The 20,528-nt window shown below is 71.7% G+C and carries 19 protein-coding genes; 12 read left to right on the forward strand and 7 right to left on the reverse strand.

The features are described 5' to 3' along the window. Positions 1-52 precede the first annotated feature (52 nt). On the forward strand, positions 53-1,120 hold the full coding sequence (locus ACTOQ3_RS19425) for a DUF4349 domain-containing protein (protein ID WP_440084778.1): 1,068 nt from the start codon (positions 53-55) through the stop codon (positions 1,118-1,120). 78 nt (positions 1,121-1,198) lie between these two features. Here ACTOQ3_RS19425 and hemE read toward each other — a convergent pair whose 3' ends face one another. Further along, positions 1,199-2,236 carry a uroporphyrinogen decarboxylase gene (hemE, locus tag ACTOQ3_RS19430; protein WP_440084779.1) on the reverse strand — a complete coding sequence of 346 codons (1,038 nt, stop codon included), beginning with the start codon at positions 2,234-2,236 and terminating at the stop codon, positions 1,199-1,201. Between the two features lie 699 nt (positions 2,237-2,935). Here hemE and ACTOQ3_RS19435 point away from each other — a divergent pair. Beyond that, positions 2,936-3,532, forward strand: coding sequence for a DUF3000 domain-containing protein (locus ACTOQ3_RS19435; protein ID WP_362681124.1), 597 nt, complete (start codon positions 2,936-2,938; stop codon positions 3,530-3,532). Further along, complete coding sequence (locus ACTOQ3_RS19440; RefSeq protein ID WP_440084780.1) at positions 3,529-4,755, forward strand: HRDC domain-containing protein; 1,227 nt, start codon at positions 3,529-3,531, stop codon at positions 4,753-4,755. The genes ACTOQ3_RS19435 and ACTOQ3_RS19440 overlap by 4 nt, the downstream gene beginning before the upstream one ends. 122 nt (positions 4,756-4,877) lie before the next feature. Here ACTOQ3_RS19440 and ACTOQ3_RS19445 read toward each other — a convergent pair whose 3' ends face one another. Continuing rightward, positions 4,878-5,363: an ATP-binding protein gene (locus tag ACTOQ3_RS19445; RefSeq protein ID WP_440084781.1), complete on the reverse strand. Its 486-nt coding sequence runs from the start codon at positions 5,361-5,363 to the stop codon at positions 4,878-4,880. Positions 5,364-5,763: 400 nt separating this feature from the next. Between ACTOQ3_RS19445 and ACTOQ3_RS19450 the strand changes: the two genes are divergently transcribed. Beyond that, entirely contained in the window at positions 5,764-6,285 is a 522-nt protein-coding gene (locus ACTOQ3_RS19450) for a hypothetical protein (RefSeq protein ID WP_440084782.1), read from the forward strand. Further along, positions 6,285-6,590, forward strand: coding sequence for a glycoside hydrolase family 95-like protein (locus ACTOQ3_RS19455; RefSeq protein WP_440084783.1), 306 nt, complete (start codon positions 6,285-6,287; stop codon positions 6,588-6,590). The genes ACTOQ3_RS19450 and ACTOQ3_RS19455 overlap by 1 nt, the downstream gene beginning before the upstream one ends. 204 nt (positions 6,591-6,794) lie before the next feature. On the opposite strand, the gene ACTOQ3_RS19460 is transcribed toward ACTOQ3_RS19455, so the two are convergent. The 3 genes from ACTOQ3_RS19460 to ACTOQ3_RS19470 all read right to left on the reverse strand — a co-directional run bounded on the left by ACTOQ3_RS19460 (position 6,795) and on the right by ACTOQ3_RS19470 (position 9,095). Continuing rightward, positions 6,795-7,427, reverse strand: a complete 633-nt coding sequence (locus tag ACTOQ3_RS19460; protein ID WP_440084784.1) for an HNH endonuclease family protein — start codon at positions 7,425-7,427, stop codon at positions 6,795-6,797. A gap of 265 nt (positions 7,428-7,692) precedes the next feature. Next, positions 7,693-8,412 carry a VOC family protein gene (locus tag ACTOQ3_RS19465; RefSeq protein ID WP_440084785.1) on the reverse strand — a complete coding sequence of 240 codons (720 nt, stop codon included), beginning with the start codon at positions 8,410-8,412 and terminating at the stop codon, positions 7,693-7,695. Positions 8,413-8,528: 116 nt separating this feature from the next. Next, positions 8,529-9,095, reverse strand: a complete 567-nt coding sequence (locus tag ACTOQ3_RS19470; RefSeq protein WP_440084786.1) for a PadR family transcriptional regulator — start codon at positions 9,093-9,095, stop codon at positions 8,529-8,531. Between the two features lie 492 nt (positions 9,096-9,587). Here ACTOQ3_RS19470 and ACTOQ3_RS19475 point away from each other — a divergent pair, with 492 nt between their 5' ends. The 5 genes from ACTOQ3_RS19475 to ACTOQ3_RS19495 all read left to right on the forward strand — a co-directional run bounded on the left by ACTOQ3_RS19475 (position 9,588) and on the right by ACTOQ3_RS19495 (position 14,304). Then, a complete protein-coding gene (locus ACTOQ3_RS19475) occupies positions 9,588-9,899 on the forward strand; it encodes a hypothetical protein (protein WP_440084787.1) in 312 nt (103 codons plus the stop codon). A gap of 407 nt (positions 9,900-10,306) precedes the next feature. Beyond that, the gene (locus ACTOQ3_RS19480) at positions 10,307-11,449 is read left to right on the forward strand and encodes a Gfo/Idh/MocA family protein (protein ID WP_440084788.1); all 1,143 of its coding nucleotides are present in this window, start codon (positions 10,307-10,309) and stop codon (positions 11,447-11,449) included. Beyond that, complete coding sequence (locus ACTOQ3_RS19485; RefSeq protein ID WP_440084789.1) at positions 11,449-12,588, forward strand: dihydrodipicolinate synthase family protein; 1,140 nt, start codon at positions 11,449-11,451, stop codon at positions 12,586-12,588. The genes ACTOQ3_RS19480 and ACTOQ3_RS19485 overlap by 1 nt, the downstream gene beginning before the upstream one ends. After that, complete coding sequence (locus tag ACTOQ3_RS19490; RefSeq protein WP_440084790.1) at positions 12,585-13,430, forward strand: sugar phosphate isomerase/epimerase family protein; 846 nt, start codon at positions 12,585-12,587, stop codon at positions 13,428-13,430. The genes ACTOQ3_RS19485 and ACTOQ3_RS19490 overlap by 4 nt, the downstream gene beginning before the upstream one ends. 127 nt (positions 13,431-13,557) lie before the next feature. Then, entirely contained in the window at positions 13,558-14,304 is a 747-nt protein-coding gene (locus ACTOQ3_RS19495; RefSeq protein WP_440084791.1) for a hypothetical protein, read from the forward strand. Positions 14,305-14,497: 193 nt separating this feature from the next. Here ACTOQ3_RS19495 and ACTOQ3_RS19500 read toward each other — a convergent pair whose 3' ends face one another. Then, entirely contained in the window at positions 14,498-15,490 is a 993-nt protein-coding gene (locus tag ACTOQ3_RS19500) for a LacI family DNA-binding transcriptional regulator (protein ID WP_440084792.1), read from the reverse strand. 203 nt (positions 15,491-15,693) lie between these two features. On the opposite strand from ACTOQ3_RS19500, the gene ACTOQ3_RS19505 reads away from it, so the two are divergent. Beyond that, entirely contained in the window at positions 15,694-16,893 is a 1,200-nt protein-coding gene (locus tag ACTOQ3_RS19505; protein WP_440084793.1) for a thiolase family protein, read from the forward strand. Further along, the gene (locus tag ACTOQ3_RS19510; RefSeq protein WP_440084794.1) at positions 16,890-18,992 is read left to right on the forward strand and encodes a 3-hydroxyacyl-CoA dehydrogenase NAD-binding domain-containing protein; all 2,103 of its coding nucleotides are present in this window, start codon (positions 16,890-16,892) and stop codon (positions 18,990-18,992) included. The genes ACTOQ3_RS19505 and ACTOQ3_RS19510 overlap by 4 nt, the downstream gene beginning before the upstream one ends. 57 nt (positions 18,993-19,049) lie before the next feature. Here ACTOQ3_RS19510 and ACTOQ3_RS19515 read toward each other — a convergent pair whose 3' ends face one another. Then, on the reverse strand, positions 19,050-20,510 hold the full coding sequence (locus ACTOQ3_RS19515) for an amino acid permease (protein WP_440084795.1): 1,461 nt from the start codon (positions 20,508-20,510) through the stop codon (positions 19,050-19,052). Positions 20,511-20,528: the final 18 nt, after the last annotated feature.

The following is a 20,528-nucleotide window of genomic DNA, read 5'->3' on the forward strand; positions in this document are numbered from 1 at the left end:
TCGTGACTGCCCTTCGCCGAACCCCTCCGCCGCGCCCGCCGTCATGATGTTCATGAGCAGATTCCGGTACGGCCCGCGCCTGGCGGTCCCCCTGGTGGGCCTGGCGCTGTTGGTGTCCGCCTGCGGTGGCGGCGAGTTACAGAGCACGTCCGGCGCCGCGGCACCCGCCGCCGACTCCGACATGCGGGCTCCCGAGGGGGAGTCTGCCGCCAGGGATGCCGCCGCGTCCTCCGCGTCCCCGGTGTCCCCGGCGTCCCAGTCCGACTCCCAGAACACCGCCCAGGTGAAGGTGGTCCCGGAGGACCGGGCGATCGTCTACACCGCGGAGATGACGGTGAGGGCCAAGGACGTCACCGCCGCGGCGGACCGCGCCCGGCAGATCGTCACCACCGCGGGCGGCTACCTGGCCAGGGAGAGGTCGGACGCCCACTCCAACGGCGAGGGCTCCGCGACGCTGGTCTTCAAGATCCCCCCGGGGAACTACCCGGGAACGCTCGACCGCCTGGGCAAGGACCTGGGCACGCGCGAGTCGCTGCAGCAGAACACCAAGGACGTCACCGAGCAGATGGCCGACGTGGAGAGCCGGCTGAAGTCGGCCAAGGCCGCGCTCGACTCGCTGCGCACGCTGCTGAAGCGGGCCAACACCATCGGCGAGGTGCTCGACGTGGAGCGGGAGGTCTCCAACCGCGAGAGCGAGCTGGAGTCACTGCAGGCCAGGCAGAGGACCCTCGCCTCGCAGACGAGCATGGCGACGCTGACGCTGAACCTGGTCGGCCCGGCGGCGGTGGTCCAGGAGGAGGACGACGAGCCGTCCGGCTTCTTCGGCGGCCTGGAAACGGGGTGGAGCGCCTTCGTCGCCGCCGTCAAGATCGGCCTGACGCTGCTGGGCGTGCTGCTCCCCTGGCTGGTCCTGATCGGCCTGGTCTGGCTGGTGCTGGCCTTCCTGCTGCGCCTGCGCCGCGGCGGGCGGGGCGACAGGCCGCTCGCTCCCGCGCCGGCGGACCCGGACCCCGCGCCGGTCGAGGACAGGGAGAGGGAGGTCGACGACGGCGATGACAGGGTGGAGGACGACGAGGGGCCCGTCCCCATGAGCCCGCGAAGGAACGACACCCCCGGGTGAACGCCTCCGGGGAACGGGGCCGGGCGAACGAACCCCGGCGGACGAACCCCGGTGAGCGGGCCTCGGCGAGCGGGACGGTCAGCGGGCCGAGGCCTCGTGGACGAAGTCGGTGAGGCGGGCCAGCTGGTCGGGATCGGTGCCGGGCAGCACTCCGTGCCCCAGGTTGAACACATGACCCTCGATCTTGGACGCGCGGGCGAGGATGTCGCCCGCGCGGCGCTCCACGACCTCCCACGGGGCGAGCAGGATCGCCGGGTCCAGGTTGCCCTGCAGCGCCTTGCCAGGACCGACCCGCGGGGCGGCCTCGTCGAGCGGGACCCGCCAGTCGACGCCCACGACGTCGGCCCCCGCCTCGCCGAGCAGGCCGAGCAGCTCGCCGGTGCCGACGCCGAAGTGGATGCGCGGGACGTCCAGGCCGGCCAGGCCCGCGAAGATCCGGCTGGTGTAGGGGAGGACGAACTCGCGGTAGTCGTCGGGCGAGACCGCCCCCACCCAGGAGTCGAAGAGCTGGACGGCGGAGGCCCCGGCCGCGAGCTGCACGCGCAGGAAGCCCAGGGTGATCTCGGTCAGCCGGTCCATGAGGGCGTGCCACAGCTCCGGCTCGCCGTACATCATGGCCTTGGTGTGGTCGTGGTTCTTGGAGGGGCCGCCCTCGATGAGGTAGGACGCCAGCGTGAACGGCGCTCCCGCGAAACCGATCAGGGGGGTCGCGCCCAGCTCCTTCGTCAGCGCCTGGACGGCCTCGGTGACGTAGGAGACGTCGTCCGGCTCGATCGGGCGCAGCGCCCTGGCCGCCTCGGCGTCCCTGATCGGCGCGGCCACCACCGGCCCGACGCCGGGCTTGATGTCGAGGTCGACGCCGATCGCCTTGAGCGGCACGACGATGTCGCTGAAGAGGATGGCCGCGTCCACGCCGTAGCGGCGGACCGGCTGCATCGTGATCTCCACGACCAGCTCGGGGGTGGCGCAGGCCGTGAGCATCGGCACCCCCTCGCGGAGCGCCCGGTACTCGGGCAGCGAGCGCCCTGCCTGGCGCATGAACCACACCGGGGTGTGGGAGACGGGCCGGCGGCGGCAGGCGCGCAGGAAAGCGGAGTCGGCGGGCTCGGAAGTCACCCCACCAGGGTGCCACGTCGGGGGACCGGTCGGCTCACCAAGGCCGCCGACCGGTGAGGTCGATACGAAATCACCGACTATCCAATGAGATCCCACCTCACACCACCCAGGCACGACCAAGTGATGACAATGATCGTGTCTTACCGGTTTTGAGAGCTTCGTCCACTGAAATCCGATGTTGGTACGCGACAAGTGCCGTCGCGCGGAGCGAAGCGATCATGTTTCCGGGTACAGTTCCTCCCATCGGCGATCCTGGCCCGGCCCCCGGCTGGTCCAAATGTTCGCCAACTCACCGCGCGGCATCGATTCCCGCACCACTTTGGGGACACGCCGAGCACGCTGCGCGGAAATGTCGGCGCGACGTGCCAACGTCGGACCACGACCCGACGAAAGGCCCGTGCGATGTCCACCATGTGGAGTTCACCCGAACATCGCGGTGAGCACCGTGCCTCCTGCGCCCGCGGACGGGTTCCACGACCACGACCCCACTCCGGCGACCAAGGCCGAGACGGGAGCCCGGAACGGCCCCGCACCGCACGGGCCGGCGCCACGCGCGGTCGCGCGCTCTTTCCAGGAGTTCCCGTCGGCGGGGTCGTCCCCGCCCTCCGCAGGCCTCCGGCAGCGGCTTGATCGGCTCCAATGGCTCCTACACATACCCCAGTGGTCCCCATGCGCTCAGTTTCGACCTACGCTTCCGATATGACCGTCGGTGACGCGCCGCCCGCTCCCGCCGCCTTCAGGCGCGCGGTGGCGAGCATGCGCCCCGCGGAGGTCAGGCCCGAGATCGAGCTGGAGGACATCCCGGCCCCGCAGCGCCTGGCCCCCTACTCGGCCGCGATCGGCGCGTCGGTGTACCGCGACGACGACGAGCTCGCCGTCGGCCGCCTCATCGTGCTCTTCGACCCCGACGGCCAGCGTGGCTGGGACGGCCAGTTCCGGCTCGTCGCCTACGTGCGGGCCGACATGGAGCCGGAGATCACCGAGGACCCGCTGCTCGGGCCCGTCGCGTGGAGCTGGCTCACCGAGTCGCTCGACGCGCACGACGCCGGCTACGCCGCCGCCGGAGGCACCGTCACCCGGGCGGTCTCCGAGGGCTTCGGCAACAAGGCCGAAGACCCGGTGACCACCGAGCTGGAGCTGCGCGCGTCCTGGTCGCCGCTGCAGGAGGACCTCTCCGGCCATGTCGCCGCCTGGTGCGACCTGATGTGCCTTGCCGCGGGCATACCACCCCTGCCACCCGACGTGGCGGCGCTGCCGCCGCGCCGTCGCGAAGATCCGGAGCCCTTCAGAACGTGACCGATGAGACGACCGTAGTCCCGCTGCTGGAACCTCGCGAGGGAATCCCACCCGTCATCGAGGACCCGGCCGCTCTCGCACGCATGGTGCGCGCCTTCGCCGAGGGCACCGGCCCCGTCGCCGTCGACGCCGAGCGCGCCTCCGGCTATCGCTACAGTGGCCGCGCCTACCTGGTCCAGCTGCGCCGGGCCGGCGCGGGCAGCGCCCTGATCGACCCCATCCACTGCCCCGACCTGTCGGGGCTAGACGCGGCGCTGGCCGACGCGGAGATCGTGCTGCACGCGGCCTCCCAGGACCTGCCGTGCCTGGCCGAGCTGGGTTTCCACCCGCGCGAGCTGTTCGACACCGAGCTGGCCGGCCGGTTGCTCGGCTACGAGCGGGTCGGGCTCGGCCTGATGGTGGAGAACGTCCTCGGATTCAGGCTGGAGAAGGGCCACTCGGCCGCCGACTGGTCCACCCGCCCGCTGCCGGAGGACTGGCTGCGCTACGCCGCACTCGACGTCGAGGTGCTGATCGAGCTCCGCGACGTCCTGTACGAGGAGCTGGTCTCCAGCGGCAAGCTGGCGTGGGCCCGTGAGGAGTTCGCCGCCGTGCTCGCGCACAAGGTCCCCGCCCCGCGCTCCGACCCGTGGCGGCGTACCTCGGGGATCCACAAGGTCCGCTCGCTGCGCGGGCTGGCGGTGGTACGGGAGCTGTGGACGCTGCGCGACGGGCTCGCCCGCGAGTCCGACGTCGCCCCCGGCCGGGTCCTGCCGGACTCGGCGATCGTCACGGCCGCGCTGGAGCTGCCCCGCACCACCAAGGCGCTCACCGACATCCCCCCGTTCACCGGCCGCAGCGCCCGGCGGCATCTGCGCGACTGGCTGGCCGCGATCGGCACCGCCCGCTCGCTGCCCGAGGCGGAGCTGCCGCAGCCCAGCACCCCCGGCGACGGACCGCCGCCGGCCAACCGGTGGATGGACCGCGACCCGGTGGCCGCCCGCCGGCTGGCCGCCGCCAGGGCCGTGGTGGCCGCGCTCGCCGACGAGCACCACATGCCCGCGGAGAACCTGATCCAGCCCGACGCGGTACGCCGGCTGACCTGGGAGCCTCCCCCGGTCATCGACGACGAGGCCGTGACCGCCCGGCTGCGCGAGCTGGGCGCCCGTGAGTGGCAGATCGGGCTGACCGCCCATCCGATCGCCAAGGCGCTGCTCCGTCTGGAGATCAAGGGGCAGGCGTGAGACCCCCGCCTTTTACAAAGTAGATCACTACTTCCGGGACCCGGGCGGGCATGGCCCGCTCCGGCCCGGCTCCCCCGCCCGGCTTCCTGGCCCGGCTCCCCGGCCTGCGGGAACGTTCCGGCTCAGTTCCGGCAGGCCGCCGAGAGGGCCCACGACGAGAACCGCTCCGCCTCTTCCTCCTCCGCCGCGGGTGGCTCCGGCCGCACGTAGGGAACGGCGCACCACACCGTCCGGCCCAGCCCCGGGCCGTGCTCGCGGGTCCCCCAGCGCCCGCCGGAGAGCCGGTCGACGATGAGCAGGCCGCGCCCGCGCCTGGCACCGGGAGGCAGGTCCCGCGGGATGTGCGGGGCGCGGGAGGCGGAGCCGGGATCGGAGACCTCGACGTGGACGGAGTCGAGGGTGGCGGTCAGCGTCAGGCCGATCAGGTCGCCCACCAGTCCGCGGTCGGCGTGCTCCACGGCGTTCGCCAGCAGTTCCGAGACCACCTGGACGACGTCCGGCAGCAGGACGTGGTCCGGCCCGAGGGCCTCGTGCGTCTCGCGGCGCGCCCGCCCGACCGATTCGTAGGCGCTGTCCAGAAATACCTCCGCGAGCTTTCCCGTCTCCATGCCCGAAGCCCTCCACCTGGTCTCACGAATCGCCGTCGTCACATCCGCCCTCGCGGGAATCCCCCCAAAGGACGACTACCCTTCGTGTCCGGCTCGACACGCACGGGTACGCGCTGCCGCGCGCTTTTCACGCGGCCGGCGAAGAAGCCTGGACATTCGCCTCGCGGGGACGGCGGCGGGGCGACGACGGCGCCGGAGCCGTCAGGTCCCGGGGGCCGACTCCCCCGATCCCCGCGCGAGGAGCTCCACCGGCACCGTCACGCGGCGCACCGCCCACCCTCCCCGGCCGCCTGACCCTCGCGGCCGCCCCCGTCCGCGGCCGGCGGCGGGTGAGCGGCAGGATCACCACCTTGCCCTGTTCGCCCTTCCCGGGCTGCTGGCGTACCTGCTGTTCGTCCTGGTGCCGATCGGCATGACCGCGTACTACGGCCTGACCAACCGCAACCCGTTCAACCCGCCGACCAGACGAGTGGGGCTGCGCAACTACACCGAGCCGCTGGGCGACGCCGAGTTCCTCAAGGCGCTGGCGAACACCGTCGTGGTGACCGTCATCGTGATGGTGCCGGCCAACGTGGGCGGCCTGCTCATCGCGCAGCTGCTCGACCGGCCCACCCGGCTCCACGTCGCGCCGCGGAGGGTGTTCTTCACCCCCGTGGTGCTGAGCTCGGTGGTGGTCAGCGTCATCCGGCAGGTCGTCCTCACCGACGACGGCCTGCTCGACTCCGCGCTGCGCGGCCTGGGCGTCGAGGACCCGCCCGGCCGGCTGTCCGATCCGGGCATCGCGGGTGGGCCGTCCGGCGCAGAGCCTGATCGACAGGCTCAAGAACCAGATCAGCGCCAAGCTGGACGCCAACCTGCCCGTCCGCGACCCCCCACCACGGGATCGAGAAGGGCGGGGCGATCGAGGCGGTCAACAACCTGATGCTGCAAAGTGACGGCGGCGTCATGCGGGTGTTCCCCGTCTGGCCGTCGAACAGGAACGCGAGCTTCGTCAAGCTGCGGGAGAAGGGCGCCCTGGTCGTCTCCAGCGCGTTCTCCGGCGGTCGCGTGACCTACGTGGACATCACCAGCGAGGCGGGCCGCCAGGTGCGCCTGCAGCACCCCTGGCCCGGCCGGACGATCGTGGTCGACCGGGTCGGCGGCGGCACGGTGGCCCACACCGTCGGCGGCAACGTGATCACCTTCCCGACCCAGGCGGGTGCGACGTACACCATCGCGGCCCCGTGATCTCCGTCTTCGTTTCCGTCTCCGTCTCCGTCTCCGCCAGCCGTACGGCCTGACCGGCCTGGCCGGTCTCACGGCGGCCGTCGCGTGACGGGGAGGCCCCGGGTCCCGCCCCCACCCCTGAGCCGGGGCGCGGGACCCGACGCGGGATCTCCCCGTCACGCGGACGGCGGGCGTCTCGTCCCTCCGACCAGAGGGACGAGACGCTCAGCAGGTCGCGAGCATGCCCTGCAGGGCGCTCTTCTCCGAGCTCTGCAGCGTCAGCTTCCAGTAATACTTCACCTGGATCCACGCCCTGGCGTAGGTGCAGTCGAAGCCTCCCAGCGGCGGCTGCCACGTCGAGGGGTCCTGGTCGCCCTTGGCCTGGTTGACGTCGTCGGTGACCGCCCACAGCTCGGGGCCGCCCAGGTCGTTGGCGTAGGACTGGCGCTGCGCGCTGGTCCAGGCGTAGGCGCCCGAGCGCCACGCCTCGGCGAGCGGCACCATGTGGTCGATGTCGACGTCGCTCGCGGCGGTCCAGGTGGCGCCGTCGAACGGGGAGTACCAGCTGCCGGAGGTGGGCACGCAGCTGGAGTTGACGACCACTCCCGTACCGTCCCTCTTGAGCACCGTCTCGCGGGTGTTGCAGGCGCCGCTGATGGTGATCCAGTGGTTGAACAGCGACCGGTCGTAGGAGGACTGGTTGGTCTCCGGGGCGACGGTGAGCGTCGCCAGCCTGCTGGCGGCGGTGGCCGCCGAGGGGATGTTCGGCGGGGTCGCCGAGGCCGTTCCCGTCGTCAGGGAGACGGTGAGGAGAATTGCCGTGAGGGCAGCGGAAATCCCGGTGACGACTCGTTTCACGAGTGGCCCCTTCTGTCGCTCCACCTCGGCCAGTCGGGGGGTCTGGGCACGGCGAGAGGACGACAGACGGAACGTCTCAACTCATGACAAATGCTTAAATGTCATGGTTTGACGACGAGTCAGGGCGCGCTTGGTCGGATACTGCCTCGGTCCATGATCGGATGCGTTTGATCTGCGACGACACGGCGCGCGGAAAGGCGCGGCCCTCCCTTTCCCCTGCCAATACGGCATGAAGATCTGGTGAACGCCGGAATCCTCGCCAGGCTCAACCGGCCGACAGGATCGTCTCGATGTCGTCGGCGCCGGCCAGCGAGTCGGCCAGCCGTTCCCGCTCCGCGGCGTCCAGGGGGATCTCGCGGACGCGGGCCAGCAGCTCGCCCGCCCGCCCGTGGTCGGAGAGCGCCAGGGCCATCTCCGCGCGGTAGACGAGCGCTTCGACGAGGTCCGCGTTCGGCGCGTCCCCGGCTCGCGCCAGCGCGCCGTCGAGAATCTTGGCGGCCTGCCGGTGATCGCCGTGGGAGTCGCCCATGACGACGGCGTTCCGCACCGCCGTGGCGAGCCTGCCCGCCGGAGGTTCCTCCCGGTCCGCGGCCGCGGCCGCGGGGAAGATCCGGATCCAGTTCCCTCCCGGGTCGACGATCGTGAACCCGGCGAGGTCGCCGGCGTTCTTCCGCTTCCGCGGCCTGGTCATCCGGGGGATCCCGGAGATCAGGAGCTTGCCGTACGCGGATCGCATGCCCTCGGCGAAGGCGCTGAAGAGAGCTCCGGTATCGGGGACGGTGATGATGCAGGTGCCGTAGGAGTCCTCCGGGTTGAAGCCCGGGATGGCGAAGAAGTGCAGATGGATGTCCTCCCGCCGTAGGGCGAGGTACGGGTTCGGGCGAACCTGGTGGTAGGTCCTGGTGAAACCCAGCGCGGTGTAGAACTCCTCGATCTCGTCGATCGATCGGCAGGGCAGTGCCGGCACGGTCGTCTCGTCGGCCATCTCGCTCCTCCGGATGAGCAGTAGTCAAATTTTACTATTGCCGGAGCCGAGTGTAGCGGCGATCGCCCATGTCCACTCGTGTCCACCGGAAGCCGACGGCACCGGCACGGCCTCCCTCAGGACGCGCGCGCGTCCCTTTCCAGGCGTTCGATCAGCCCGCGGGTCCACTCGGCGCCGCTGCCGGAGAAGTGCGTCCAGAGTCGCATGATCTCGGCGATCGGCTCCCAGTCCCGGGAGTCGGCGTCGTCGGCCGTCCAGTGGCGGGCGACCTCCGCCCGCCAGCCGTCGAGTGCCGCCAGCCGCTTCTTGAGCAGCGCGACCACCTCTTCCCTGGGCAGGCAGGTGAGGAAGCCCACCCCGGCCGTCAGCTCGTCGATCTTCTGGTCGTGCCTGGCCAGGGCCTTGCGCAACATGTCCAGGAACTCCGCGTCACCCGCGTCGGTGAGCTCGTACTCCACGCGCGGCGGTCCGCCCGCGGCGCTCGGCGCCATCTCGTGGGCACGCAGCAGCCCCTGCTTGGCCATCTGCCTGAGCGCGTGGTAGATCGAGCCGGGCTTGGCCGTGGACCACTCGTGCGCGCCCCAGCTCTCCAGGTCTCCGCGCACCTGGTAACCGTGCGCCCGGCCGCGTTCGCGGACGGCCCCGAGCACCAGCAGCCGGATGGCCGACACCCTAGCCCCCATCTCCGAACGATCGGTGACCGGAGTTTACCGGTCCCCGGCCGAAGACACGAATGACGCTTGACCAGGGAATTCACATGATCAACGTGGCCGCGTGCGTCTGCACGGCGTCATCGGTACCGATGATCGCCGCTTCCGCCGGTAATGCAGAACGCGCCCACGGGAGGCCCCCATGCCCGAACCCACCGACGACGTCATCGCGTTCGCTCCCCGCTCGGCCCGGCGTCGTCGGAGATCGGTCGCGGCGGCGGCTCCCGACCTCCGGAGGGAAGGTCGGGAGCCGCCGGCACCTCGAATTCTCGGGTGCCTATTCTTCGTCAGCAGAACCTGGCACGGGCTCGGTCATATCCCATGTCGAACCCGGTTTGGAACCGTCCGAAGCCGCGACCGCTCTCCCGCCTGTACTCTCGCCGCCGCTCGCTTTTACAGGAGGCCCTTCCGGCGCTGTACCCGGCGCTGTAGCCCTGCGAGCAGTGCTTGTCTTCATGGCAGGGCTTGGCCTGGGACGTGCTTGCCATTGCCGCGCGCTGTGAAGCATCGGCTACCGCCGTCTTCGTGGAGGCCGTGCCGGCCGAGGCCACGTTCATCGTGCCGCTGCCGATAATCGCGATACCGGCGACGGCGACTACGATCGCTTGGCGAATTCTGGTGGACATGGCAGTCATCTCCTTTGCTGGTCGTGCGGCCCGTCGCATCGGCAGGAGCCGAAGCGGCGAGGCCGCCGCTGTCTCAGCGAAGAAGAAATACCCGACATTAGCTATCAAAAGCACTCAAAATAGGTCAATTACTACAAATCAGGGCAGGTAATTCGAAGGGAATGGTCCACCAAAATCTGACGGACCCCTGGGGCGGGCAGGGTTCCGACCGCGCGACACGGCTCGTAGGCGACTGCGGCGGTGCCGGCCGGATTCGTGCCCTCGTCGTCGACGAAGCAGCCGCGCAGCGTGCCGGTCGATCACGTTGAACACGACCCGGGGTCCCTCGCCGATCGCGCCGGCGAAGTCGCCTTCCTTGCCGAGGACGGCGCGGGCCCCGCCTCCGGGCGCGGGGCGAGGCACGCACGCCACCCCCGGACCGGCCGCCGGCGCGGCCCGCCCGCCGCCCACGCGGACGCCCTCCAGCTCACCCCTCCTTTCTCCCGGCGCTTGCAGCAGGCGGGACGGCTGCCGTACCGTGGAAAGGAAAGCGCTTTCCAATCGGAGGTCGGAGAAAAGATGTCCCCGCAAAGCATCGGCGTCGTGATGAACGGTGTCACGGGCCGCATGGGCTACCGCCAGCACCTGGTCCGATCGGTCCTGGCGATCAACGAGCAGGGCGGCGTGACGCTGTCGGGCGGCGGGAGGGTTCTGCTCAGGCCGGTGCTGGTGGGCCGGAGCGCGGAGAAACTGGAGAGGCTGGCGAGCGAGCACGGCATCGCGGACTGGACCACCGACCTCGACACCGCCCTCGCGGACGACGCCAACCTGGTCTACTTCGACGCCCAGGTCACCCAGGCCCGGGTGAAGGCCGTGCTCGCGGCGATCGAGGCGGGCAAGCACGTCTACGCGGAGAAGCCGACCGCCGAGACGTACGAGGACGCGCTGGCGCTGGCCGAGGCCGCGACCGCGAGGGGTGTGAAGAACGGCGTCGTGCAGGACAAGCTCTTCCTGCCGGGCCTGCTCAAGCTCAAGCGCCTGATCGACGGCGGCTTCTTCGGCCGGATCCTGTCGGTGCGCGGCGAGTTCGGCTACTGGGTGTTCGAGGGCGACTGGCAGGACGCGCAGCGCCCGTCGTGGAACTACCGCACCGAGGACGGCGGCGGCATCGTCCTCGACATGTTCCCGCACTGGGCGTACGTGCTGGAGAACCTGTTCGGCCGGGTCACCTCGGTCTACGCCCAGGCCGTCACCCACATCCCCGAGCGGGTGGACGAGCGGGGCGAGAGCTACCGGGCCACCGCCGACGACGCCGCCTACGGGGTGTTCGAGCTGGAGGGCGGGACCATCGCGCAGATCAACTCCTCCTGGAGCGTCAGGGTGAACCGCGACGAGCTGGTGGAGTTCCAGGTGGACGGCACGCACGGCAGCGCCGTCGCGGGCCTGCGCAACTGCCGGATCCAGCACCGCGCCGCCACTCCCAAGCCGGTCTGGAACCCCGACCTGCCCGCCACCGCCCGCTTCAGGGACGGCTGGCAGGAGGTGCCCGACAACGCGGAGTTCGACAACGGCTTCAAGATCCAGTGGGAGCTGTTCGTCCGCCACGTGGTCGAGGACGCGCCCTTCCCCTACGACTTCGCCTCGGGCGCGCGCGGCGTCCGCCTCGCCGAGCTGGGCCTGCGCTCCTCCGCCGAGGGCCGCCGCCTGCCGGTGGAGCCCTGATGACCACCCTGAGGATCGCGCTGCCCGGCGGGGAGCACACCCTGCGCGAGCGGGTCACCTGGACCAGGCCCGCGGGCCCGGCGGTGAGCCGCACCGTCTACGCCGCCGCCCACGTGGTCGCCGACCCGCTCGGCGACAACACCCCCGGCTCCCCCGCCGCCGTCGACTGGGACGCCACCCTGCGCTTCCGGCACCACCTGTGGTCGTACGGGCTGCGGGTCGCCGACGCCATGGACACCGCGCAGCGCAACATGGGTCTCGACTGGGCGGCCACCCGCGAGCTGATCCGGCGCAGCGCCACCGAGGCGAAGGCCTTCGGCGACCCGGCGGAGCTGGTGGCCTGCGGCGCGGGGACCGACCAGGCCCCGCACGCCCGGACCCTGGACGAGGTCGTGGCGGCCTACACCGAGCAGATCGAGACCGTGCGGGACGCGGGCGCCGGGGTCATCGTGATGGCGAGCCGTCAGCTGGCCGCGATCGCGCGGGGCCCGGAGGACTACCACCGGGTCTACGGCGAGCTGTTCTCCCGGGTCGACCGCCCGGTGGTCCTGCACTGGCTGGGCGAGATGTTCGACCCGAACCTGGCGGGCTACTGGGGTTCGCGGGACGTGTCCGAGGCCACCGCGTCCTTCCTGTCCCTGATCCGCGACCACGCGGCGAAGGTGGACGGGGTCAAGGTCTCGCTGCTGGACGCCGAGCACGAGATCGGGCTGCGCGCGGCGCTGCCCGAGGGCGTGCGGCTCTACACCGGCGACGACTTCAACTACCCCTCGCTCATCAAATCGGGCAGCCACGCCCTCCTGGGGATCTTCGACGCGATCGCCCCCGCGGCCGCGGCGGCCCTGGAGGCGCTCGACGCGGGCGACCTCGGGCGGTACGACGAGATCATGGAGCCCACGGTCCCGCTCTCGCGGAAGATCTTCGAGGCCCCGACGTACAACTACAAGACGGGCATCGTCCTCCTGGCGTGGCTCAACGGCCACCAGGACGCCTTCGCCATGGTCAACGGCGCCCAGGCGGCCCGTTCCCTGCCCCACCTGGCCGAGGTTTTCCGCCTGGCCGACGGGGCCGGGCTGCTGGCCGACCCCGAGCTGGCGGTCTCCCGGATGCGCTCCCTGCTGGCGGTGAACGGCCTGTGAGAGCGCGTACGAGCCGGTTCTCGCTGAACCAGTGGACCACGAAGCGGTGGTCGGTGGCCGAGGCCGTCGACGGGTGCGTGCGGCACGGCGTCGAGGCCGTCGGCCTGTGGCGGCAGGACGTCGCCGCGCAGGGTCTGGAGCAGACCGTCAAGCTCGTCGCGGACGCCGGGCTGCGGGTGTCGTCGCTGTGCCGGGGCGGGTTCCTCACCTCCGGCGGGCCCGAGGCCCTGGACGACAACCGCAGGGCGATCGACGAGGCCGCGGCGCTGGGCGCCGCCTGCCTGGTCATGGTGGTCGGCGGCCTGCCCGGCGTGGTGCCCGGCGAGCCGCTGGGCACGATCTCCCGCGACCTGCCCGCCGCGCGGGAGCGGGTCGCCGAGGCGCTGGCCGTGCTGGCCCCGTACGCGGGCGAGCGCGGGGTGCGGCTCGCCCTCGAACCGCTGCACCCGATGTACTGCGCCGACCGGGCCGTGCTGTCCACACTCGGCCAGGCGCTCGACCTGGCCGAGGCGCACCCCGCCGAGCAGGTGGGCGTCGTCGTCGACACCTTCCACGTGTGGTGGGACCCGCGGGTGCTGGAGGAGATCGCGAGGGCGTCGGGCCGGATCGCGAGCTACCAGGTGTGCGACTTCCTGTCGCCGCTGCCCGCCGACGTGCTGCTCGGCCGGGGGGTGATGGGCGACGGGGTGATCGACTTCGCGCCGATGACCCGGGCGGTGGCCGAGGCGGGCTACACGGGGGACATCGAAGTGGAGATCTTCAACGCGGACGTGTGGGCCGCCGACCCCGACGGGATCCTGGCCAGGGTGAAGGCCGCCTTCGCCGAGTTCGTCGGCGGTTGACACGCGGTCCCCCGCCACGGTGTTCCGGGGGCGGGGGACCGTTCCAACGGGCAGGAAAACGTGTTCGACGGGCCCGGATTACCGCTTCACGTTGGAGTGACATGGCAGGTACTCGTACGGTAGGGGTATGACGACCGCAGAAAGCGAAGCCAGCCCCGCCGTACAGCGGCCGCCGGAACATGTGATGGCCGTACTGGAAGCGATCAGGGAGTGGGAGGCGGCCAACCCCGACTCGGCCCCCTCCGGCCAGGGAGAGGCGATCCTCTGGGCCCTGGGCAAGCGGGAGCAGGCGCCGATCAGCGGCCGCCCCTCCTCGGGATCCCCGCCCACCCTGGCCGAGGCGCGCGCCGAGATCGACGCCGCCGAGCGGGTTCCGCGCGAGGGCCGGGTCGTGCCGGCCGACGGGGTCATCAGCACCCTGAACTGGTTGATCGGCGCCAAGGACGGGCTGCCCATCCCCGGCCGCCGGTCCTCGGAGGGCTGGGGACACCTGGTCGGCGGGCGCGGCGTGATCCTGCGCACCGAAGCCGAGATCGCCAAGGTCGCCCAGCTGGCCGCCGAGGGCCGGCCCAACGCGGCGGGCGAGTGGGAGAAGGAATGGTGCGCGGGCACCATCGCCGTGTGCGAGTGGGTCCTCGGCACCCGCAGGAAGTCCCCGGTCCGTAACACTCCCCGCCCCATCCACGGGCCGACCGGCCTCAACCTCGGCATGGAGGAGAGCGCCGCCGAGGACGTGTCCCGGCAGCTCGGCCGGGGCCGCCAGCACTCCCCCGGCTACGGCGACGGGGTCATCAGGACGATCCGCTGGCTGCGCGGCCAGATCATGGTCCCGCCGGTCAACGAGCAGGGAAACCCCGTTCCCGGCATGCGCTGACCCCCGCTCTTCTCTCTTCCCGCCCTCGCCTTCCCCTACGACACGATCGGCCCGGACACCCCGGAAGGTGTCCGGGCCGATCGTCGTGCCGGCCTCACCGCCTCCGGCCTCTCAGGACGGCCCCGTGGCGGCCGGGCCGCCGGATCCGCTCGCCGTGACGGGCGGCGGACCGGCCTTTCGGGACGGAGGCGTGTCACCCCAGGCCGCGGGTGCTCTCCCGGAGGATCACCTCGCCGGTCACGATCTCGGCCCTGGACTCCTCGGAAGGGTCGAGGGCCAGCTCCAGCGCGCGGGCGCCCATGCCGGCGAGCGGCAGCCGCACGGTGGACAGCGAGGGAACCAGGTCGCGCAGGGTGAAGATGTCGTCGAAGCCCGCCACGGAGACGTCCTCGGGAACCCGGATGCCCCGGTCCCTGAAGGCGGCCAGGGCGCCCACCGCCATCACGTCGTTGACGGCGAAGACGCACGTGACCCCCGACACCTGGGTGGCCGCCGCGTAGCCGCCCTCCCGGTCGAAGGAGCCGTTCAGGACGCGCGGCGCGGGCAGGCCGAGCTCCTCCAGCGCGCCGGTGAACCCCTCCACCCTGTCCTTGGGCGCGATCAGCCAGTCCGGCCCGGCGAGGATCGCGAAGTTGCGGTGCCCCAGCCCGGCGAGGGCGCGGGCCAGCTCGGCGGCGCCCAGGCGGTTGTCCGGCACCACCGTGTCGACGCCGAGCAGGTTCTGGCCCACGCACGCGACCCGGCCCCCGGACTCCCGGTAGTGGTCGAGTTCCGTCCGGAGCCGCCGGGTCGCCTCCGGGTCGGTGACCCGGGAGCCGACGAGCAGCACGGCACGGACCCGCTGGGCGTTGAGCGTCGAGACGTAGGCGATCTCCCGCTGGGGGTCGCGGTGGGTCGTACCGATCATGACCATGAGCCCCTGGCTCTCGGCGACCCGCATGGCCCCGTCGGCGATCGCGGCGAAGTAGGGGTCGGTGAGGTCGTGGACGACCAGGCCGATCACGTTGCTGGCCCCCCTGGCGAGGGTCTGCGCGGCCACGTTGGTGCGGTACCCCAGCTCGGCGGCGGCCAGTTCCACCTTGGCCCGCAGGGAGGCGCCCACCTGCCGGGTGCTGCCGTTGAGCACCCGCGACGCCGTGGCGAGCGAGACGCCCGCCTGCCGGGCGACATCCTCAAGCGTGACCACCGACAACCTCCCGGAAAGCGTTTTCCAAAGTCTGCCAGAGTTACCCTCGCCCCGCATCCCGGGACACGGCCCGCGAGGTGGGGCCGTAGGCCCGCACACCCTTGGGGACAACTTACCCACCTCTCGCGCGCCCGGCCGCGCCAAGCGTTGTTACTGACGAGTAGCATGGTGGGGAAGCCATCCAGCAACGAGGAGCGAACCCCGTGCCTTCGTCTCGTGACGTCGTATTCGTCGACGGTGTGCGCACACCATTCGGCAGGTCGGGCCCCAAGGGCCTGTACGCCGAGACGCGCGCCGACGACCTGGTGATCCGCGTCATCCGCGAGCTGATCCGGCGTAACCCGAATCTGCCTCCCGAGCGCGTCGACGAGGTGGCCATCGCGGCCACCACGCAGATCGGCGACCAGGGCCTGACCCTGGGCCGCTCCGCCGCGATCCTGGCCGGCCTGCCCAAGACCGTGCCCGGCTACTCGATCGACCGCATGTGCGCGGGCGCGATGACCGCGGTGACCTCGGTCGCCGGCGGCATCGCCTTCGGCGCCTACGACGTCGCCATCGCCGGCGGCGTCGAGCACATGGGCCGTCACCCCATGGGCGAGGGCGTCGACCCCAACCCCCGCTTCCTGGCCGAGCAGCTCGTGGACGGCTCCGCCCTCGTCATGGGCATGACCGCCGAGAACCTCCACGACCGCTACCCCTCCATCACCAAGGACCGCGCGGACGCCTTCGCCCTCGCCTCCCAGGAGAAGGTCGCCAAGGCGTACGCCGACGGCAGGATCCAGCCGGACCTGGTCCCGACGGCGATCAGGTCCGCGGAGAAGGGGTGGGGGCTGGCCACCGCCGACGAGGCGCCCCGCCCGGGCACCACGCTGGAGGGCCTCGCCGGGCTGAAGACCCCGTTCCGCCCGCACGGCCGGGTCACCGCGGGCAACGCCTCCGGGATCAACGACGGTGCCACCGGCTGTGTCGTGGCCGCCGCCGACGTCGCGGAGGAGCTCGGCCTGGCGCCGAAGATGCGCCTGGTCTCGTACGCCTTCGCGGGCGTGGACCCCGAGGTGATGGGCGTCGGGCCGATCCCGTCCACCGAGCGGGCGCTGCGCCTGGCCGGGCTCTCCGTCTCCGACATGGGGCTCTTCGAGATCAACGAGGCGTTCGCCGTGCAGGTGCTGGCGTTCCTGGAACACTTCGGCATCGCCGACGACGACCCCCGGGTCAACCCCTACGGGGGCGCCATCGCCTTCGGCCACCCGCTGGCCTCCTCCGGGGTGCGCCTGATGACGCAGCTCGCCCGCGAGTTCGGCGAGCGCCCCGACGTCCGCTACGGCGTGACCACGATGTGCGTGGGCCTGGGCATGGGCGGAACGGTCATCTGGGAGAACCTCGGCTGGGAGGGCGAGAAGTGACGGACATCAAGACGAGCGGCGCGGGCACCACCGACATCGCGGAGCTCTTCGCCGACGAGGTCGTCACCCGGGCGGCCGTCCGCGACGTGGAGCTGCCGTACGGGGCGGGCACCATGGCCCTGATCACGCTGGACAACGGTTTCGACCACACCAAGCCGTCGACGTTCGGCCCCGGCGGGCTGACCTCGCTGGGCGAGGCCCTGGACGCGGTCGCCGGGCGCGGCGACCTGGCGGCGGTGGGCGTCGTCGGCAAGCCTTTCGTCTTCGCCGTCGGCGCCGACCTCAAGGGGGCCGCGCTGGTCACCGAGCGGGAGCAGGCGCTGCGGATCGGCAAGCTGGGACACGACGTGTTCCGCCGCCTCGGCGAGCTGGACGTGCCCTCGTTCGCCTTCGTCAACGGCGCGGCGATGGGCGGCGGCCTGGAGGTCGCGCTGCACTGCACGTACCGGACCATCTCCTCCGGGGTGCCCGCCGTGGCGCTGCCCGAGTGCTTTCTCGGCCTGGTCCCCGGCTGGGGCGGCACCCAGCTGCTGCCCCGCCTGATCGGCCCGGCCGCGGCCGTCAAGCTGATCGTCGAGAACCCGCTCTCGCAGAACCGCATGATCAAGGGCAGGGAGGCGTTCGCGCTCGGTGTCGCCGACGCGATGTTCGAGCCCGCCGACTTCCTGGAGGAGTCGCTGCGCTGGGCCGCCCAGGTGCTGCGCGGTGACGTGACGGTCTCCCGTACCGACCACACCGGGGACGACTGGGCCAAGACGGTCGCCGACGCGCGCTTCCTGCTCGACATGAGGCTGCACGGCGCCTCCCCGGCCCCGTACCGGGCGCTGGAACTGGTCGAGCTGGCCCGCACCGCCTCGCGCGACGAGGGCTTCGACGCCGAGGACCAGGCCCTGGCCGACCTCCTCATGGGCGACGAGCTCCGCGCCGGCCTGTACTCCTTCGACCTGGTCCAGCGGCGGGCCAAGAAGCCCGCGGGCGCCCCCGACAGGGCGCTGGCCCGCAAGGTGACCAAGGTCGGCGTCGTCGGCGCGGGCCTGATGGCCTCGCAGATGGCGCTGCTGTTCGCCCGCCGCCTGGAGGTCCCGGTCGTGCTGACCGACCTGGACCAGGCCCGGCTGGACAAGGGTGTGGGCTACGTCCACGCCGAGGTGGACAAGCTGCTCGGCAAGGGGCGCGTCTCCGCCGACCAGGCCAACCGGCTCAAGGCCCTGGTGACCGGCTCGCTGACCAAGGACGCGTTCGCCGACGCCGACTTCGTCATCGAGGCCGTGTTCGAGGACATGAAGGTCAAGCGGAAGGTGTTCGCCGAGGTGGAGGAGGTCGTCTCCGCCGAGTGCGTGCTGGCCACGAACACCTCCTCGCTCTCGCTGACCGAGATGGCCTCCGGCCTGCGCCACCCGGAGCGCGTGGTGGGCTTCCACTTCTTCAACCCGGTCGCGGTGATGCCGCTGCTGGAGATCGTGCGGGGGGCGGAGACCGACGACGCGACGCTCGCCACGGCCTTCTCCGTCGGACGGTCGCTGAAGAAGTCGTCGGTGCTGGTCAAGGACGCGCCCGCGTTCGTGGTCAACCGCCTGCTGACGCGCTTCATGGGCGAGGTCATCGGCGCCGTCGACGAGGGCACCCCGCTGGAGGTCGCCGACCACGCGCTGGACGGGCTCGGCCTGCCGATGACCCCGTTCGCGCTGATGCAGCTGGTGGGCCCCGCCGTGGCGCTGCACGTCGCCGAGACGATGCACGAGGCCTTCCCGGCCCGCTACGGGGTGTCGGAGAACCTCGCCCGGCTGGTCGCGGCGGGCAAGCCGGGCGTCTACGCGCCGGACTTCTCGCTGGACCCCGAGGCGGTGGCCCTCTTCACCGGCGGCACCTCCCCATCGACGGCGGAGGAGGTGCGGCTGCGGGCGCTGCGGGCGCTGGCCGAGGAGATCCGCCTCATGCTCCAGGAGGGCGTGGTCTCGGCCCCCCAGGACATCGACCTGTGCATGATCCTCGGCGCGGGCTGGCCGTTCCACCTGGGCGGCGTCACCCCCTACCTCGACCGGACGGGCATCGCGGAGCCGCGCTTCCTGCCGCCGGGCGTGGCCTCGGTCCCCGCCTGACGATCCGTCCCCCGTACGGCTCCCCCGCCCTCCCGCGGCGGGGGAGCCGTACGGCGGTCACCGGGAGTGCTCCGACAGCCGGCTGTGCCGGTAGCCGTACCCGAAGTAGAGCAGGACCCCGAGGAGCATCCACGCCACGAACCTGAGCCAGGTCTCCACCGGGAGGTTGAGCATCAGGTAGAGGCAGGCGAGCACCGACAGGATCGGCACCAGCGGCACGAGCGGGGTGCGGAAGGAACGCGGCAGGTCGGGACGGGCGCGGCGGAGGATGACGACCGCGGTCGAGACCACCACGAACGCGAAGAGCGTGCCGATGTTGACCAGCTCGGCGATGGTGGACAGCGGCACCAGTCCGGCCAGGGCCGCGACGACGACGCCCATCATGATGGTGATGAGGTACGGGGTCCGGTACTTGGGGTGCACCTTGGCCAGCCCGCGCGGCAGCAGGCCGTCGCGGCACATGGCGAACATCACCCGCGACATGCCCATCATGAGGATCATCACGACCGTCGTCAGGCCGGCCAGGGCTCCGATGCTGATCAGTGACGCGGCCCAGGTCTGGCCGACCGCCTTGAACGCGTCGGCGAGCGGTGCCGCCTCGCTGAGCTGGCCGTAGGGCTGCATGCCCACGACGACCAGGGAGACCGCGACGTAGAGCACCGTGCAGATGCCGAGCGAGGCCAGGATGCCGATGGGCAGGTCCCGCTGCGGGTTACGCGTCTCCTCGGCGGCGGTGGCGACCACGTCGAAGCCGATGTAGGCGAAGAACACGATGGCCGCGGCGCTGAAGATGCCCAGCACCCCGAACGCGACCGGGGTGATCCCGAACAGCACCTGGATCAGCGGCGCGGACAGCCCCTCCACCGCGGGGGTCGGCTTCGACGGCGGGATGAACGGGGAGTAGTTGGCGGCCCTGACGAAGAACAGCCCGGCCACGACGACCAGCAGGATGACCGCGAGCTTGATCGTGACGATGACCAGGTTGAACCGGGACGACAGTTTGATCCCGACGACCAGGACGGCGGTGAGGATCAGCACGATGAGCGCGGCGGGCAGGTTGAACGCCGCCCCCTCCCCCGCGATCGCGCCGGGCAGCGTTATGCCCAGGGACGCCAGCAGCGAGGTCAGGTATCCCGACCAGCCGACCGCGACGACCGCGGCGCCGAGCATCATCTCCAGCATCAGGTCCCAGCCGATGATCCAGGCGGGGAACTCGCCGAGGGTGGCGAAGGCGAAGGTGTAGGCGGACCCGGCCGCCGGGACGGTGGAGGCGAACTCGGCGTAGCAGAGCGCCGCCAGCGCGCAGACGACGCCCGCGGCCACGAAGGACAGGGCGACCGCGGGCCCGGCCGTCTCCCTGGCGACCCGGCCGGTGAGCACGAAGATGCCGGTGCCGATGACGACGCCGATGCCGAAGACGGTGAGGTCCAGCGCGCTGAGATCCTTGCGCAGCCGGTGTTCCGGCGCCTCGGTATCCGAGATCGACTGTTCCACCGACTTGACGCGCAAGACACTCATGGTCCCTTCCCGGCCGCC

It is taken from the genome of Streptosporangium sp. LJ11, from assembly GCF_051918945.1.
Taxonomy (GTDB): Bacteria; Actinomycetota; Actinomycetes; order Streptosporangiales; family Streptosporangiaceae; genus Streptosporangium.

Excerpts from the sequence above, each read along its gene's own strand:
- ACTOQ3_RS19425 (WP_440084778.1), top strand. The coding sequence starts at position 53 with ATGAGCAGATTCCGGTACGGCCCGCGCCTGGCGGTCCCCCTGGTGGGC.
- ACTOQ3_RS19435 (WP_362681124.1), top strand. The coding sequence starts at position 2,936 with ATGACCGTCGGTGACGCGCCGCCCGCTCCCGCCGCCTTCAGGCGCGCG.
- ACTOQ3_RS19445 (WP_440084781.1), bottom strand. The coding sequence starts at position 5,363 with ATGGAGACGGGAAAGCTCGCGGAGGTATTTCTGGACAGCGCCTACGAA.
- ACTOQ3_RS19455 (WP_440084783.1), top strand. The coding sequence starts at position 6,285 with ATGCTGCAAAGTGACGGCGGCGTCATGCGGGTGTTCCCCGTCTGGCCG.
- ACTOQ3_RS19465 (WP_440084785.1), bottom strand. The coding sequence starts at position 8,412 with ATGGCCGACGAGACGACCGTGCCGGCACTGCCCTGCCGATCGATCGAC.
- ACTOQ3_RS19470 (WP_440084786.1), bottom strand. The coding sequence starts at position 9,095 with ATGGGGGCTAGGGTGTCGGCCATCCGGCTGCTGGTGCTCGGGGCCGTC.
- ACTOQ3_RS19480 (WP_440084788.1), top strand. The coding sequence starts at position 10,307 with ATGTCCCCGCAAAGCATCGGCGTCGTGATGAACGGTGTCACGGGCCGC.
- ACTOQ3_RS19485 (WP_440084789.1), top strand. The coding sequence starts at position 11,449 with ATGACCACCCTGAGGATCGCGCTGCCCGGCGGGGAGCACACCCTGCGC.
- ACTOQ3_RS19495 (WP_440084791.1), top strand. The coding sequence starts at position 13,558 with ATGACGACCGCAGAAAGCGAAGCCAGCCCCGCCGTACAGCGGCCGCCG.
- ACTOQ3_RS19515 (WP_440084795.1), bottom strand. The coding sequence starts at position 20,510 with ATGAGTGTCTTGCGCGTCAAGTCGGTGGAACAGTCGATCTCGGATACC.